Genomic DNA, 16,865 nt, shown 5'->3' with positions numbered 1-16,865 from the left:
CTTTAACTAACATGGAGTTGGTCTTTATATCCGTTGAGTCGGATATGTAAACCTCATGATATATGAGCTTTAAATCTAAAAAATACAGTATTGAATCTACAGACTATCAAGTCGGTCAGGATAACGTAAGTAAGTGGGGTATGGATGTCCACAACACGGTTTTCACTGCTTCTGTCGGCTTATCTCTTCTCTTTATTATCTCGTTACTCCTGCTTTCTCCAGCAGATGCAAAAGCGGCCATCGATTCGGTAAAAGGTGCCGTTCTTTCTTACTTTGACTTCCTATTTATGTGGGGCGCAAACATCCTACTTGTGTTTGCCATTGTTATCGCTCTTTCTCCATTCGGTAAAGTACGCTTAGGCGGAGAAGGCGCAACCGCAGATTACTCGACGATTTCATGGATTACCATGCTGTTTGCTGCGGGTATGGGCATTGGTCTTATTTTCTGGGGTGTGGCAGAGCCTACGGCTTTCTACACTGGCTGGTATGGCACACCACTGAATGTGGAATCTCATACATTAGAAGCTCGTGAACTGGCGTTAGGTGCTGCGACGTTCCACTGGGGCTTCCACGCATGGGCGATTTATGGTGTAACAGCACTTTGCCTAGCCTACTTTGTCTACAACAAAGGTCTGCCGCTTTCTATGCGTTCGGTGTTTTATCCGCTACTTGGTGACAAAGTATGGGGTAAGATTGGCGACTTTATTGATGTCATGACGGTGCTAGTGACTCTGTTTGGTTTGGCGACGTCGCTAGGCCTAGGGGGCACACAAGCAGCCAGTGGTATTAGTCATGTATTTGGCTTAGAAAATAGCTTGCTACTCCAGCAATCGGTTATTGTGCTGATTATGGGTTTGGCGATTCTATCGGTACTGCGAGGTATGGATGGCGGCGTTAAATTGCTGAGTAACCTTAATATGGCGATTGCTTTCATTTTCCTTGGTTTGATGGCGGTACTGAACTTCACCACCGTTCTTGATTCAATGAAAACGTCGGTCGTTAGCTATGTGGAAAACATACTACCATTGAGCCAAACCACTGGTCGCGAAGACGAAACCTTCTTACACGGTTGGACAGTGTTCTACTGGGCTTGGTGGGTGGCGTATGCGCCTTTCTTTGGCATGTTTGTCGCACGTATCTCAAAAGGACGTACGGTTCGCGAATTCCTCGCCTATGTACTGATTATCCCAACTCTTGTGACGACCGCTTGGATGTCGACTTTCGGTGGTATTGCGATTCAGCAAATGATCGACAAAGTAGGTTTGCTAGGGGTACAGCAGCAACTGAGCAATGTTTCTCTCAGCTTGTTCTACATGCTTGAAGCTTACCCTGTCGGTGATATTTTATCGGTCATTGCTGTCGTTCTGATTATCGTTTTCTTCGTGACGACGCTGGATTCTGGCTCAATTGTTATTGATAGCATGACGGCGGGCGGCAAGCTAGAAGTGCCAATGAAGCAAAAAATTGTTTGGGCGATTATTTCTGGTTTGATTGCGATTGTGATGCTGTGGATTGGTGGTACAGAGTCGATTCAGGCGCTACAGTCGATTACCATCATTGCAGCAATGCCGTTTACGATCGTTCTGTTGCTTGCGTGTGTTAGCTTGGTGAAAGGCTTGTTTACTGAGGTGGATAAGCCTAAAGAAGCGGTAAACGTATCACGCTAAACGACTAAGTCGTATTAAATGCAAAGCCCCGACAGCATCGCTGCTGTCGGGGCTTTTTTATGACTGTTTGGGCAATTAAGCTTTCTTCAGGTCTTGTACTGGGTAAGTCAGCATCATGCCGTCTACAGTAACACGAACGTAGTAACCGCCGCTGCTTAGGCCAACAACAACCATCTGACCTAAATCAACGCCTTTAGTTGCTACAACTACATCATCAATTGCGAACATGGAAACACCTTGAAGTTAATTATTCGATTATAAAAAATCTCTCGGCGCGGATTAAAACAGCAATGATGTAATTGGGCTAATCGAGTATTTTGTCGTGATGATTAATTTCTTTTGCCTATATTGAGTGTCGATGAGACCTGCCAGTTTAGCGCTCGCTATCTGAATTTTTTCCTTGCTCTTTTTCGTGATCATAGCCCAAGGTGCGGATGTGTTGGCCATGAATGGTATTTTGCATTGCTCTCCATAGAGCGGCTAGAAAACGCTTGTGTGCCGCGTGGTGACGGATGTATTTAATGTGAATGAATAGGTAGAGGGCGCAGAATAAAACCAGCGCAGCCGTGACGCCATACGCTTCATATAAACTAAGAATATTCATAGAAAGACCTTAATAAAATAGAGAATTATGATGCTAAAAACTTTATCCAGCGTTTGGATCTAAATCGATAGATACACGCCACCCACTTGAACAAGGTTTCCAAAAAGAAGCAGGCAAATACCAATACTGGTGACAAACCGAAAACCATTGCTCCGAGCGCAGCAAGTGGAATGCCAAAAAACCATTGGGTGGTGATGTCTTGGTAGAGGCAAAACTTAACGTCGCCGCCTGCGCGGAGAATACCGATGACCATGGTGGTAGGCAGTGAACGCAGTACGATGCCAACACATAGTACTAAATAGAATTGGTCGGCGAGTTGTCTGGTCTCACCATCTAAAGCGCCAAAGAGACCTAGCACCGGTTCCCTCAACAGAAACAGAATGGCAGCGACTAAGATAGTGACAATGATCGCGAGCACGACAAATCCCATTGCTTGTTGATAGGCTTTGTCTGAGTCTTTGGCACCGAGATGGTTACCGACGATGACAGCAGAAGCATTGGCAATACCCGTCAAAAAACTGAGTGAGAAAGCTTCGATCGGAGATATCACCGAAAGGACGACTAAGCCTTGCTCTCCCGTCCTACCCATAATAGCGGTGTAGGTGAATAGACCTGCGGCCCAAAGCAAGAAGTTTGAGGTGGTCGGTATTGCCAATGCTAAAAATTGGCGGATACGCTTTATGCTCAATGCTTGCTGAATAGCGCAAACAGATGGGGTAAGCGGGTTCTGTTTGACTTGCAGATAAATGACGGTGATGAATACTTCTAGCGCACAACTTAAAGTGGTTGCGATCGCTGCCCCTTTGAGTCCGAGTGCCGGTAATCCCATGTGACCAAAAATCAAAAGCCAGTTAAGTATTAGGTTAAATAGGATACCTAACCCACTTAACCAAGTACTGGTGCTCGCTTGGCGGGTCGAGCGCAGTCCAGCTGCTATCGCCCCACTGAAGGAAGCAAAAAACAGGCTTGCAGCGGTATACGTGAGATATTCATGCCCTAACGCTTGGATATCCAACGATGTTGTAGAGAGCGCAATGATGTTATCGCCAACTTGCCAAAATATGAGCGCGGGAATGAGAGCAAAAAGAGAAGAGACAAGCCAAGTGAGAACAACCGTTCTGCGTATCGCATTGGTCTTACTGGCCCCAAAGTATTGAGCGATGAGTACTGATCCTGCAGCGGAAATTCCTGACAGTAAGATCATCGCGACAAACAGAGCTCGACTCGCGACACCTGCCGCCGCGATATTATTTTCAGAGAGCTGCCCAATCATCAAAATATCGGTGAGTCCCTTTGAGGCAAAGAGGATGGTCTGCAAAGTGATTGGGATGGCAATAGCCGCAATAGCAGATAGTTGCGCCTTATCGAAAGGGAACAACAGCAAAGATGGTTTTGAAGATATTGAACCAGTACGCATATTTATAGCTAGATTGGGTAAATAAGTTGCGATTATGAACTTTGACTATAAACATAACAAACCACATATGATGGGGTTGTACGTTCAAGTGAGAGTGGAAGAATGCATACATTGGATCAATTAGCTGCGTTTGTGGCTGTGTTTGAATGCGGTTCTTATAGCGCAGCTGGAAGATATTTAGCCAAAGATCGAACCACGGTACGTGAATTGGTCAAAGCTTATGAAGATATCTTGGGCTACAAATTGTTTACGATTGAAGGCAGACAAGCGATCGCGACTGAGGAAGCAAACCGACTGTACTCTCCGGCTACGCATGTTATTCGTCAGAACTCTTTACTCCAACAATTAAGTGTCGCTCAATTAGAGCAACCTTTTGCGGAGCTGATCTTTGGCTATGATGGCGATTTTCCTAGACAGTTCATGTGTGATCTCGATAGGCGCATCAGTGAACATTATCCTCATATAAGAACTCACTGGTTGCAGCGAGACAGAGAAGTCGCTCTGAATTCCGTTGAGGACGGTTCGTTAAACTTTGCGATTAGTCCTGCGAAAATGAACATCCAGCCGCAGCAAAAAGTGTTATACAAAAGCTTAGGATATGTTTCTTATAACCTTTATGTAGGGAGCCAATCGCCTCTGCGGAATAAGGCCGATTTTTCGTTATTGGATGCGCAGGCTGAAACTCAGCTGATCGCAGAACATACGAACAACGCGGGAACCGTCGTTCATGCCTATTCTGTTGATACTAAAGTGGTGGGGTGTAATGCGCTGTTGTTAGACTTGCTGCCCCAATTTGGTTGGGCGATTTTGCCTAAGCATGTTGCAGAAAGCTCAGTAAAACTAGGCCGTATTTGCCAGTTAAAAAGTTCCGCACTTGCTAATGACGTGCAAATGCCATTTAGTATTTATTACCCTTTCTCAGGTGATTCGAATGAGCTGTCGCAACATATTCTTGGCTGGTGTGAAGAACTTGCACAGCGTTATTTTTCGGACTAGTCAGGAATATTGCCCTGCTTAAAGCAGGGCTTAACGATGACATTGAGTGACTGCTGCTACCCGACAATCAAGAAGAAGACTAATGTGGCCGCAATACCAATCAAGGCGTAAGGAAACTGTGTGGTTGCATGTTGCATAGAGGTACAGCCAGAGCCTTGTGCGGATAGAACCGTTGAGTCACTAAAGAAGCATGAGTGGCTACCTGCAGCAGAGGCTGAAAGTAGAGCCGCAACCGTTAGGTGTAGTGGAACACCTAGTTGCTCCCCTAGCGGCAGAACGATTGGCATCGCCACAGCAAATGTCCCCCATGATGACGCCGTCGCAAAGACCAGTCCACCTGTTATCATAAAGATGATGGCAGGGAAGTAAGACGCTGATAGGTAAGGACTGACAGTTTCAATTACGTACTGGGTTACGCCCAGAGAGTCATTGACATTTTTCAGCATGAAACCACCAATCACCGTCGCCAATGGCAACAACATTACCTTAATGCCGTCATAGACCGCTTCAAACATATCATTCATCGAGATGAGTTTTTGCGCCCCGTAGAAACAGATAGTAAAGATGATTGCCACAAACACACCTGCCAATAGGTCGATACCGAAGTACCAACTTGCTGCAACGAGCACAACCATGGGTAAGAGGAAGTTTACAAGGCCTAGGGTTGGGTTGGTATGTGACTTGATGTCGGAACCAAAGTCGATATCTGTTGCGCCATCAGGACGCACTTGGCCGTTCTTAGCGCGCTGCTCTGCTTTCTTCATCGCACCGAGATCTGGCATTTTTTCCATCGCCACTAGGAATACGATAGTTAAGGTTACCCAGCCGTAAGCCATAAATGGGATGGCTTCAATGTACGTTTTGATGCCTTCGCCGGCTTCCGCGACACCATTCGCTTCAAGCAGAGAACTAAAGAAAATCGCCCAAGTGGAGATCGGCACTAAGATACAAATGGGAGCGGCCGTAGAATCAACCAAGTAAGAGAGCTTTTCGCGTGAAATATTGTAGCCGTCAGTGATCTTTTTCATTGATGATGAAATAGCGATCGCATTGAGGTAATCATCGATGAAAATTAAAATACCGAGGAAAAAGGTCATTAGCATAGATTGCTTACGGCTCTTAACCTTGGTAACGAGCATATCTGAGAAGCTAAGAATACTGCCACCTTTTTCGAGTATAGCGATTAAGCCACCCATCAAACCGCAGACCAAAATGATCCAAGCGATGGTTTCGTTCATCATTACGTCCATCGAAATACCGACGATCTGCTCGACTGCTTCCGCAGGATTGAGTAGTAATACCCCAGCAATGGTACCGCTGAATAAGGCTTCAACGGTTCTATGTGTTGTTAAAGCAAAAACCAGCACCAGCGCGGTAGGCAGCAGGCTCATCCATCCATAATCGGCGCCCTGTTCGTGGTTCATTCCAATTGATGTGAAGAAAATGAAGGTCGCCACCACCAATAAAGAGACCATGATGTGTTGACTGTTAATTTTCAGTGGCGCTTCCAGCGCCTTACTTTGCGTAGTCATAAAGTGTATTTCCTTTGTTTATGCCGAGTGCAACATCCAGTCGATTTCTAGTGGGGTGATAGCGCGTTCAAATTCGGCGAGTTCACTCCGCTTGCAAGCAAGATACAAATCGATAAATTCCCTAGAGATGTTCTGGGCTAGCTCACTACGTTCGAGTTGATCTAGTGCTTCTGGCATACGCAGTGGTAAGTCAATTGCATCATCACTTAAGGAAGGTGGACATTGTTCTTTGGTATAGTTATCACTCGCTAATACTGCGGAAAGTACTACGGCAGCGAGAATATAGGGGTTAACGTCAGCCCCTGCGATTCGATGTTCAATACGGCGATTGTTACTGTCACTAATCGGAACTCGTAACGCGACCCCGCGATGGTTTTCGCCCCAGTCCGCTTTTGTTGGCACGTAAGCACCTGGAACAAAACGGCGATAAGAGTTCACATTAGGACAAATCAAAGCCATGGAGTCTGATGTTTGAGCGAGCATTGCGGCCATCACTTGATGAAAAAGAGGGCTGGTATCGCCATTGGCTTGACTGAAGTGATTGTGACCTTCGCTGTTGACTAGGCTCAGGTGAATATGCATCCCATTCCCGGCCTGTTCTTCAAATGGCTTGGCCATGAACGTTGCGTCGAATCCGTGCTGGTGGGCGATTTGTCTGATTAGACGCTTAGCAATGATGATCTCATCGCACATTCTAAGTACGTCTTTGGAGTGGTTAAAGTTGATTTCAAATTGGCCCGGAGCGGACTCTGATAAGGCTCCAGAGGTGTCGAGGCCCTGCTCTTGTGCCACTCTATTTAGATCAGAAAGGAAGTCGGCATAATCATCTAACCCGTCTAAGTCATACACTTCTGTATCTTTTTCTCGGGTATTTTTGGTTGGGTTTATCGCGGTTTGCAATTGGCCTTGTGCATCGCGCTTTTTATCGATCAAATAGAACTCAAGCTCTAGCGCAACACATGGATACTGATCTTTAGCATGAAGTGTTTCTAGCATGTTTGAAACAATATTGCGTATAAAGAGTGGGCTTGGCTGAGTGCCACTTTCATCCATCATACTCAGCAATACTTGTCCCACTTGTTCTTTTGCGGTGGGCATCAAAGTCCCCGCGATTGGAAAACACATATTGTCTGGCTCACCAAGATCTTCACCAAGCCCCGCGCTTTCTACAACGTTACCTTTTGTATCAAGGCTAATGGTTGAAATGGGAAGAGCGACACCTTTAGATAGCTTCTCTAGGGCATTAGCGGGGACTCTCTTTCCGCGAGGCGTGGCATTAATATCGGTGAAAATAAGATCGATAAATTCGATGTTGGGCCATTGTTGTTTAAAATTTTTAACTTCCTGCAGGTACGATTCCATTCTTTAGCTCTCCAAACAGCCAGACGAACATCGGGCATAAAATAATTGAATTAACAACTTGATTACACTTGTTGGGCTGAAGTGTTGGTGTTTTCAATTATTTTGTTGTTACTCAGTAATTTAAGTTCAATTGAGTGCAATTTCTCAATTTGATGCGTTCTTTTTGTGTTAACTATTTTGTAACAGTTGGTGGTGTTTTGCTCAATATAATGAGCGCATTTAGCTGTTTTTTTGACCAAAAAGGTGGGCTTAGTCACGAAATGGTCATAATATCGAACATCTGTGTTGATAATTTTGTACATGATTTGTAGTGTAAATGTTAAATAAATCGAACGCGGAAGCATCATGTCTAAATCAAGCAAACCAATCATTGGGGTTGTGAGCTGCACAAAAGAGTTAGCTGGCTATCAGATCCAAGCTGTTAACGAGTTCTACCTCAAGGCGGTGAAAGATTTTGGTGGCCTACCACTGGTGCTGACACCTGATATATCGAGCGATGACTTGGCGGCAGTTTTAGAGTTATGTGATGGCCTTCTATTTCCTGGTAGCCATTCGAATGTTGCGCCATATCGATATAACTCGACCAACCATGAAGCCAAACAAGATGAAGCGCGTGATGAGTTATCCATCAACCTTATCCGTCATGCTGTAGATAAAAATGTGCCGTGTTTGGGTATTTGTCGCGGTTTCCAAGAGATGAATGTTGCACTTGGTGGGACTTTGAACCCCGCGGTGCATGAGTCAGGGTTCAGTGACCATCGCGAACGCCCTGTTGAAGATTTTGAAGAGAAATATGCTCCCGCACATGCTGTGTTAGTGCAAAAGCAAGGTGTTTTTGAACAATGGTTGGTGAAGAACCATTGGGAAAACACCACCTTTTTCGAAGTGAATACGCTGCACAATCAGGGCGTGGAACATTTGGCAAAACCGTTGCAAGTGGAAGCGAAGGCTCCCGACGGGTTAGTCGAAGCATTTAGCTTGCCAGGAATGACATTTTTTGTCGGCGTGCAATGGCATCCCGAATGGAAAGCAAAAACAAATCATTTTTCACAAATCTTATTCAAAGAGTTTATGATGGCAGCCTCTCTTTAAGTTAGGAGTCGCATGAATGGACAATCAAGAGATTGGTAAAAACATTGTTCTGTTACGAAAAGAACACGGATTGTCGCAACGAGAATTAGCCGAGCGCGCAGGGATCACCCACAGTGCCATCTCATCGATTGAGAATGGCAAGGTGAGTCCATCTGTGAGTTCTTTACAAAAAATAGTGAACGTTTTTTCTTTGTCGCTTTCAGAGTTTTTCACCTTTGAACAGCCACAAAGTGAAGAAGTGAAAGTGATCGTGACGCCTGAAGAACTGGTTGAAATAGGCAGTGAGTCGGTGTCGATGCAATTGGTGACAAACGGCAACAAAGATCAGGTGATCGGATTTTTGATCGAAGAGTATGCACCACACAGTACAACGGGCGCTGCAGAAATTAAGCATGAAGGCGAAGAGATCGGCACTATCTTAGAGGGCGAAATTACCCTCGAATATAACGGCCAGTCTCACGTTATTAAACAAGGTGAGTCGTACATTATCGATACGACGCAACCGCATAAGTTTACAAATCACACAGACAAGGCTTGTCGAATGATAAGCGCGCATACGCCTACTACGTTCTAGTGGAGTCTTGCCTTGTTGTGATAAACAAGGAGAGCGTATGAAAACCCAAGAGCAATGGATTGAACTTCAGAACAATCTGAACATCGAGAATAGGGCATATATCAATGGCGAGTACTGCTCTGCCAAAAGCGGTCAAACGTTAGCAGTAGTCAACCCTGCAACAGACGGCATTCTGACTGAAATCGCCCGTTGTCAAAATGAAGATGTGGATCTTGCGGTTAAATGCGCTCGACAAGTATTCCAGTCGGGTCAGTGGAGCGAGGCCTCTCCGGCTAAGCGCAAAGCGACACTTTACAAGCTTGCTGACCTCATCGAACAACATAAAGAACCGTTAGCACTTCTAGAAACCCTAGATACTGGCAAACCGATTTCTCATAGCATTTCCACCGATATTCCCGGTGCAGCAAACGCATTGCGCTGGTATGCGGAGGCGATTGATAAAGTCTATGGTGAAGTTGCACCGACAGAGAAAGATGTTCATGCCTTTGTCTCCCATCAAGCGATTGGGGTGGTTGCTGCCGTGGTGCCATGGAACTTCCCACTTTGGCTGGCATGTTGGAAGCTTGGCCCGGCGCTAGCCGCAGGGAATAGTGTCATCTTAAAACCTTCCGAAAAGTCATCACTGACGGCGATCTATTTAGGTCAATTGGCAGCGCAAGCGGGCTTACCTAATGGCGTCTATCAAGTGATTACTGGCTTTGGCCACGAAGCGGGTGACGCACTGGCAAAGCACCAAGATGTCGACTGTATTGCCTTTACGGGTTCAACGCGCATTGCAGGCCAGTTGATGATTCGTTCTGGAGAAACCAACCTCAAACGCGTCTTCGCAGAAGCGGGCGGCAAAAATGCCAATATCGTCTTTGAAGATTGTGACGATTTAGATCGTGCGGCGGCTGAAACTGCGGCGGGCTGCTTTTACAACCAAGGTGAAGTCTGCGTAGCCGCGACCCGTTTGCTGGTACATGAAAGCATTAAAGATCGATTCATCGATAAAGTGATTTCTGCTGCGCAAAATTACATGCCCAAAAATCCGCTAGATCCAAGTTCTTCAATGGGCGCATTGATCGATCAAGAGCATAAATCCAAAGTGCTTAGTTATATCGCTCTAGGCCTAGAAGAAGGGGCAGTGCTGCGGTGTGGCGGCGATGTATCTGGCGTGGGGGCGTTCGTTGAGCCAACTATTTTGGACAATGTCGATAACAAGATGCGCGTTGCTCAAGAAGAGATTTTTGGCCCTGTCCTGTGTGTTATTCCTTTCAAAGATGAGCAACAAGCCATTGATATTGCAAATGACTCTAAATATGGATTAGGTGCCGCTCTTTGGAGTAGCAACATCAACCGAGTTCACCGCGTGGCGAAACAGCTTCAGGCTGGCTCAGTATGGGTCAATAACTATAACGAAGGGGATATGACCGTCCCATTTGGCGGATTCAAGATGAGTGGTAATGGCCGTGATAAGTCATTACACGCAATAGAAAAATTCACAGAAACCAAAACAACTTGGATTCGCCTTCATCCTTAAGCCTGCTGACGATTATTAAAGGAATAATACTATGAACAAACATACGGATTCGTTCTACGCACACTCAGTCCCTAACATGCCTGATTACCCGCAGCTTCAAGACAATATTGAATGTGATGTGTGCGTAGTTGGTGCGGGTTTCTCTGGGTTGTCTTCCGCGCTGCACCTAGCAGAGAAAGGGTTTAAGGTCGTGGTATTAGAAAGTGCCAAAGTCGGTTTTGGAGCGACGGGTCGTAATGGCGGTCAAATCGTTAATAGCTACAGCCGAGATGTTGATGTGATTGAGAGTCGTTATAGCCAAAACCAAGCGAAAGCTCTCTGTGACATGATCTTTGAAGGTGGTGACATCATTCGTGGCTTGATCGACAAATACGACATCCATTGCGACTTTAAACAAGGCGGTCTATTCACCGCTCTGAATAACAAGCAGCTTAAAGGCCTAGAAGAACACAAGAAAAACTGGGAACGCTACGGCAACGATCAACTGACAATACTCGATGCTAATGAAGTAGAGCAAGCGGTTGGGACAAAAGTGTACACAGGCGGCCTTCTTGATATGCGTGGTGGTCATATCCATCCGCTTAAACTTGCACTGGGTGAAGCGGCTGCCTTTATGTCCTTAGGGGGACAAATTTTTGAGCAGTCAGCCGTGACGGATATTCAAAAAGGGATCAACCCAGTTGCGAAGACAGAGAAAGGCAGCGTGAAGTGCAAATATATGGTGCTGGCTGGCAATGCTTACCTAGGAGGGCTGGCCTCTAACATCAGTAATAAAGCGATTCCATGTGGTACTCAAGTCGTCGCAACCGAGCCCCTGACCGATGAACAACTCCAGCACATTCTTCCAAGTGACTACTGCGTTGAGGATTGTAACTACCTACTTGATTACTTCCGATTAAGTGCTGATAAGCGTTTATTGTTTGGTGGTGGAGTCGTCTATGGGGCTCGTGACCCACAAAATGTTGAAGCTTTGATTCGTCCTAAGTTGGAAACTGTATTCCCGCAGTTGAAAGGCATCAATATTGATTACACATGGACGGGCAACTTCTTACTGACTTATTCGCGTATGCCGCAGTTTGGAGCGTTCGCTGATAACATCTATTACCTACAAGGCTACAGCGGTCATGGCGTCACTTGTACCCACCTCGCAGGTAAATTGCTAGCTGAAGCATTGACGGGTCACGCAGAGCGTTTTGATGCCTTTGCGACACTCAAACATTATTCATTTCCAGGTGGTCGCCACTTCCAGATCCCGTTTACGGCAATCGGCGCGGCTTACTATAACTTAAGAGACAAACTGGCAATCTAGCCCATTAAAGATAAGGAACATCCCAATGAGTAAAGTAGTCACATTTGCCGCTCTCCAATTAACTAAGAGCTGGGACTTGGAAGACAACCTTAACAAAGCGAAACAAGCGATTCGCGAAGCGGCTGAAAATGGTGCAAACGTCATACTTCCTCAAGAGCTATTCGCTGCACCTTACTTCTGTAAAAAGCAGGAAGCGAAGTATTTTGAACTGGCAGAAGAGACAGAAAATTGCCGTTTGATCAAAGAGATGAGTGCGTTAGCGAAAGAGCTTGGTGTGGTTATCCCAGTGAGCTACTTTGAGAAAGCAGGCAATACCTTCTTTAACTCGTTGGTGATGATTGATGCTGACGGTACTGTGTTGGACAACTATCGCAAATCACATATTCCGGATGGCCCTGGCTACAGTGAAAAGTACTACTTTAGCCCTGGTGATACAGGCTTCAAAGTGTGGCAGACCCAGTTTGGCAAGTTCGGCGCAGGTATTTGTTGGGATCAGTGGTTCCCTGAATTGGCTCGAAGCTTGGCGCTTCATGGTGCTGAAGCGATTTTTTACCCAACGGCGATTGGTAGCGAACCACAAGATCCAACGTTGGATTCTCGTGACCATTGGCAGCGTACTATGCAGGGTCATTCAGCCGCGAATTTAGTGCCAGTCATTGCGTCAAACCGTGTCGGTACAGAAGTGGATGATGGAATTGAAACGACCTTCTACGGCTCATCATTTATTACCGATCATACTGGCGGCAAACTTGCTGAAGCACCACGTGAAGGTGAAGCGATTATCTACGCAAAAATTGACCTAGCTGAGACGGCGAAAGCACGTCACTCATGGGGCTTGTTCCGAGATCGTCGTCCTGACCTATATGGCAGTGTTGGAAAGTTGGCGGTTTAAAAGGGGGAAAGTATGCAGTTATCTACTACACCTGCCCAGGATGGTTTCTACTTTCCGGCTGAATTCCAGCCCGTGAGTCAAGTTTGGTTGGCTTGGCCTGAACGCCGAGATAATTGGCGTGACAGCGCGCTTCCTGCTCAGCAAACTTTTGCTCGAATTGCCAATGCGATTGCAGACGTGACCAAGGTGTGTGTGGCCGTTAGCAGCAAGCAGTTTGACCACGCTCGCCAAGTGCTTCATTGCGAGATTCGTTTAGTGGAAATCCCATATAACGACGCTTGGATGCGTGATATCGGTCCGACCGTGGTGGTAAATAAAGCGGGTGAGCGTCGAGGTATTAGTTGGACGTTTAATGCCTGGGGCGGTGCCTATAACGGTCTCTATGAAAATTGGCAGCAAGATGACTTAGTGGCGAGTTCAGTGTGCGACATTATTGGTATTGACCATTACCGCGCGCCATTTGTGCTTGAAGGGGGCGCAATTCATACCGATGGTGAAGGGACACTGTATACCACAGAAGAGTGTTTACTTAGTCCAGGTCGCAATCCTCAGCTGTCCAAAGCGGAGATAGAAAAAAATCTGCGCGAATACCTGAGTATCGAGAAAGTGATCTGGCTGCCGAAAGGTTTGTTTAATGATGAAACCGATGGCCATGTCGACAACCTGATGCATGTCATCGCGCCCGGAAAAGTTGTGTTGAGCTGGACGGATGACCCAAGCGATCCGCAGTACGCCTTATCGAGAGAAGCTGAGAAGGTGCTTAAGGCGCACAAGGATGCGAAAGGGCGATCAATAGAAGTGATTCGATTACCTCTGCCTGGACCGCTGCACTACAGTGAAGGTGAGGCAAGCGGGATCGATATCAGTAAGGGGATGAACCGCCATGCTGGAGAACGTTTAAGCGCATCATACGCTAACTTTCTTATCGTGAATGAGCATGTTTTCTTGCCCTTGTTGGACGAGAAAACGGATGCCGAAGCGATGGCAATACTCAATGAGGCAATGCCAGAGTACCAAATTATCGGCATCCCATCGCGAGAAGTGCTTTTAGGGGGCGGGAATATTCACTGTATTACCCAGCAAATCCCTGCATAAACCAAATTAATCATCATCCTTAAGTGGGTGATGCCATTGCTGTCAAAAAGGAATCACCATGCAACATATTAAAAATCAAAGCCTTGTTTCGTTTATGGTGTCGAACAAAGAGCAAGCTATTCAAGTGACCAACCCTGCAACAGGAGAAGTGTTAGGCTATGCGCCTATTTCCTCTGAGCAAGCAATCCTTGATGGAATAGAACAAGCGAATGTCGCACAAAAAGCGTGGGCGGCACTACCTGCGAAAAGTCGTGCTAGCATGCTAAATCGCTGGTATCAATTGCTGATCGAAAACAAAGAAGACCTTGGCCGATTAATGACGCTAGAGCAAGGTAAACCATTGGCTGAAGCGCAAGGTGAGGTGCTATATGGTGCCAGCTTTATCGAGTGGTTTGCGGAAGAAGCTAAGCGTACCTACGGTGAGACTATTCCAGCGCCGAGTGGTGACAAACGTTTAGTAACGATCAAACAACCCGTTGGAGTCGCGTGTGCGATTACGCCTTGGAATTTTCCTATAGCAATGATTACTCGCAAGGCGGCGCCAGCTCTTGCAGCAGGGTGCAGTTTTATTGTTAAACCTGCAGAGCTTACGCCGTTATCTGCGTTTGCTGTAGCGGAATTGGCCTATCAAGCAGGGATTCCTCGCCAAGTGCTTCAAGTAGTACTGGGGGAGAGTGCTCCGCTGGTGGGCGGGATCTTTACCTCACATCCTCTGATTCGAAAACTCTCTTTTACTGGCTCGACTCAAGTGGGCAGTGTGCTCATGCAGCAAAGTGCCCATGACATTAAACGTACCTCAATGGAACTGGGTGGTAACGCACCATTTATTGTGTTTGAAGATGCAGATATTGATGCCGCAGTGGTTGGCGCTATGGCGTCCAAATTTCGTAATGCTGGCCAAACCTGTGTGTGTGCCAATCGCTTTTATGTTCACAGCAAAGTGTATGACGAGTTCGTGACTAAGTTTGATGCCGCGGTTCAACAGTTAAAGGTCGGAAACGGTCTTGAAGAAGGTGTAAACATTGGCCCAGTGATCAGCGCTGCTGCGAAACAGAATATTCAATCGCTAATTGACCGCGCAATTGAGCAAGGGGCACAACCCGTATCTGAATTGCAAAGGTTAGACGGCTTATTCATGCAGCCAGTAGTGCTCAAAGGGGTGACTCACGATATGGACATTGTCTCTCAAGAGATTTTTGGTCCAGTCGCGCCGGTGATTGCTTTCAATGATGATGAGCAGCTGATTGAGATGGCAAATGACACCATCTATGGCTTGGCCTCTTACTTCTATAGTCAGAATATCCACCGTGTTTGGAAGATAGCAGAAGCGTTAGAGTACGGCATGGTTGGCATCAACGAAGGCATGATCTCAACTGAAGTGGCTCCTTTCGGTGGGGTTAAACAGTCGGGTATCGGACGTGAAGGGGCAAAACAAGGTATTGATGAATACTTGGACGTGAAATATCTCTGCTTTGGCGGCAACTAATTTAAGGATGAAACAATGACAAACCAACAACTACACCAAAGAAGAAGTCAGGTTATTGCGCAGGGAATGGGCGCGTTATATCCGCTCTACGTTGAAAAAGCAGATAACGCTCACGTATGGGATATTGAAGGCAACAAGTACATCGATTTTGCCGCGGGCATTGCGGTAACGAACACAGGTCACTCGAACAAGCGTATCAGTGAAGCGGTCAAAGCGCAGTTGGATAATTTTTCGCATACTTGTGCCATGGTGACACCTTATGCTTCATTCGTTGAGTTGGCTGAGAAGCTGACACAGTTGGCGCCAGGACGCTCGGAGAAAAAAGCAATCTTCTTGACCACAGGTGCTGAAGCGGTAGAGAACGCGGTGAAGGTTGCACGTGCACATACCGGGCGTAGTGGTGTAATCGCGTTTAAAGGTGGTTTCCACGGACGTACTAATATGACCATGGGGCTGACAGGGAAAGTGGCACCGTATAAGGCAGGATTCGGGCCGTTCCCAAATGAGATTTTTCACGCGCCATACCCAAATGCTTTTCATGGGGTTAGCGTTGAACAAAGCTTACAGGCGTTAGATGACTTGTTTGCGTGTGATATTGAAGCGTCGCGTGTCGCGGCAATCATTTTTGAGCCAGTGCAAGGTGAAGGGGGATTCTATCAAGCCCCAAAAGCGTTTGCTCAAGGGCTAAGAGAAGTGTGTGATAAGCACGGAATTATGTTGATTGCTGATGAAATTCAAACTGGTTTTGCACGCACGGGTAAAATGTTTGCGACTGAATATCTAGATATCGAACCTGACATGATGACCATGGCGAAAGGGATTGCTGGTGGTTTTCCTATCTCTGCTGTGGTAGGTAAAGCTGAAGTGATGGATTCGGCCTTGCCAGGGGGCTTAGGTGGGACTTATGCGGGTTCACCACTTGGGTGTGTAGCGGGTCTTGAAGTGTTGAAAATCATTGAAGAAGAAAACCTTTGTGCCAAAGCCGTGGGTATCGGAGAAGTGGTGAATGCGCGCATGAGCAAGTTGCAACAGTCACTGCCTGCGATTGGTGAGATTCGCACTATCGGCGCAATGATGGCCATTGAGTTTACGGACCCAGATTCAGGGGCACCATTACAAGAGTTGACCAAAGCTGTGATCAGCAAGGCTCAAGAGAATGGTTTGATTCTGCTCTCTTGTGGCGTGAAAGCCAATGTGATTCGACTTTTACCACCGCTCACGATTGAGCCAGAAGTGCTCAATGAGGGCTTAGATAAGTTAGAGAAGATCATTCTCGAAGTCTCGTAACTTGTTATTCTAACAACAAAAAAAGCTGAC

At 46.4% G+C, this 16,865-nt stretch carries 15 protein-coding genes; 10 read left to right on the top strand and 5 right to left on the bottom strand.

Annotated features, from left to right (window positions below; genetic code table 11):
- Positions 1-62 precede the first annotated feature (62 nt).
- Entirely contained in the window at positions 63-1,667 is a 1,605-nt protein-coding gene (locus VIA_RS09525) for a BCCT family transporter (RefSeq protein WP_004417042.1), read from the top strand.
- 75 nt (positions 1,668-1,742) lie between these two features.
- Here VIA_RS09525 and VIA_RS22340 read toward each other — a convergent pair whose 3' ends face one another.
- The 3 genes from VIA_RS22340 to VIA_RS09515 all read right to left on the bottom strand — a co-directional run bounded on the left by VIA_RS22340 (position 1,743) and on the right by VIA_RS09515 (position 3,688).
- Complete coding sequence (locus VIA_RS22340; RefSeq protein WP_004412746.1) at positions 1,743-1,895, bottom strand: hypothetical protein; 153 nt, start codon at positions 1,893-1,895, stop codon at positions 1,743-1,745.
- Positions 1,896-2,040: 145 nt separating this feature from the next.
- Positions 2,041-2,271, bottom strand: a complete 231-nt coding sequence (locus VIA_RS09520) for a hypothetical protein (protein ID WP_004412743.1) — start codon at positions 2,269-2,271, stop codon at positions 2,041-2,043.
- 25 nt (positions 2,272-2,296) lie between these two features.
- Positions 2,297-3,688, bottom strand: coding sequence for an MATE family efflux transporter (locus VIA_RS09515; protein WP_004412741.1), 1,392 nt, complete (start codon positions 3,686-3,688; stop codon positions 2,297-2,299).
- 102 nt (positions 3,689-3,790) lie between these two features.
- On the opposite strand from VIA_RS09515, the gene VIA_RS09510 reads away from it, so the two are divergent.
- Complete coding sequence (locus VIA_RS09510; protein WP_004412740.1) at positions 3,791-4,684, top strand: LysR family transcriptional regulator; 894 nt, start codon at positions 3,791-3,793, stop codon at positions 4,682-4,684.
- 56 nt (positions 4,685-4,740) lie between these two features.
- On the opposite strand, the gene VIA_RS09505 is transcribed toward VIA_RS09510, so the two are convergent.
- Complete coding sequence (locus VIA_RS09505; protein ID WP_004412739.1) at positions 4,741-6,216, bottom strand: Na+/H+ antiporter NhaC family protein; 1,476 nt, start codon at positions 6,214-6,216, stop codon at positions 4,741-4,743.
- Positions 6,217-6,234: 18 nt separating this feature from the next.
- The gene (locus VIA_RS09500; RefSeq protein WP_004412738.1) at positions 6,235-7,578 is read right to left on the bottom strand and encodes a glutamine synthetase family protein; all 1,344 of its coding nucleotides are present in this window, start codon (positions 7,576-7,578) and stop codon (positions 6,235-6,237) included.
- A 345-nt stretch (positions 7,579-7,923) separates the two neighbouring features.
- Between VIA_RS09500 and VIA_RS09490 the strand changes: the two genes are divergently transcribed.
- From VIA_RS09490 to gabT, 8 genes are read left to right on the top strand one after another with little or no spacing between them, the layout of a single operon-like run.
- On the top strand, positions 7,924-8,670 hold the full coding sequence (locus tag VIA_RS09490; RefSeq protein WP_004412736.1) for a gamma-glutamyl-gamma-aminobutyrate hydrolase family protein: 747 nt from the start codon (positions 7,924-7,926) through the stop codon (positions 8,668-8,670).
- A gap of 16 nt (positions 8,671-8,686) precedes the next feature.
- Entirely contained in the window at positions 8,687-9,244 is a 558-nt protein-coding gene (puuR, locus tag VIA_RS09485) for an HTH-type transcriptional regulator PuuR (RefSeq protein ID WP_004412734.1), read from the top strand.
- A gap of 37 nt (positions 9,245-9,281) precedes the next feature.
- A complete protein-coding gene (locus tag VIA_RS09480; protein WP_004412732.1) occupies positions 9,282-10,766 on the top strand; it encodes an aldehyde dehydrogenase in 1,485 nt (494 codons plus the stop codon).
- Positions 10,767-10,797: 31 nt separating this feature from the next.
- The gene (locus VIA_RS09475; RefSeq protein ID WP_004412730.1) at positions 10,798-12,075 is read left to right on the top strand and encodes an NAD(P)/FAD-dependent oxidoreductase; all 1,278 of its coding nucleotides are present in this window, start codon (positions 10,798-10,800) and stop codon (positions 12,073-12,075) included.
- Between the two features lie 25 nt (positions 12,076-12,100).
- Positions 12,101-12,967 carry an N-carbamoylputrescine amidase gene (aguB, locus tag VIA_RS09470; RefSeq protein ID WP_004412729.1) on the top strand — a complete coding sequence of 289 codons (867 nt, stop codon included), beginning with the start codon at positions 12,101-12,103 and terminating at the stop codon, positions 12,965-12,967.
- A 12-nt stretch (positions 12,968-12,979) separates the two neighbouring features.
- Positions 12,980-14,062, top strand: coding sequence for an agmatine deiminase (aguA, locus tag VIA_RS09465; protein ID WP_004412728.1), 1,083 nt, complete (start codon positions 12,980-12,982; stop codon positions 14,060-14,062).
- A 58-nt stretch (positions 14,063-14,120) separates the two neighbouring features.
- The gene (locus VIA_RS09460; protein ID WP_004412726.1) at positions 14,121-15,548 is read left to right on the top strand and encodes an NAD-dependent succinate-semialdehyde dehydrogenase; all 1,428 of its coding nucleotides are present in this window, start codon (positions 14,121-14,123) and stop codon (positions 15,546-15,548) included.
- A gap of 15 nt (positions 15,549-15,563) precedes the next feature.
- Positions 15,564-16,835 carry a 4-aminobutyrate--2-oxoglutarate transaminase gene (gabT, locus tag VIA_RS09455; RefSeq protein WP_004412725.1) on the top strand — a complete coding sequence of 424 codons (1,272 nt, stop codon included), beginning with the start codon at positions 15,564-15,566 and terminating at the stop codon, positions 16,833-16,835.
- The last annotated feature ends 30 nt before the right edge of the window (positions 16,836-16,865 follow it).

The organism is Vibrio orientalis CIP 102891 = ATCC 33934, assembly GCF_000176235.1.
GTDB lineage: Bacteria > Pseudomonadota > Gammaproteobacteria > Enterobacterales > Vibrionaceae > Vibrio > Vibrio orientalis.
Note: the sequence above shows the minus strand (reverse complement) of the source record. Positions and strands in the feature narration are given on the sequence as shown.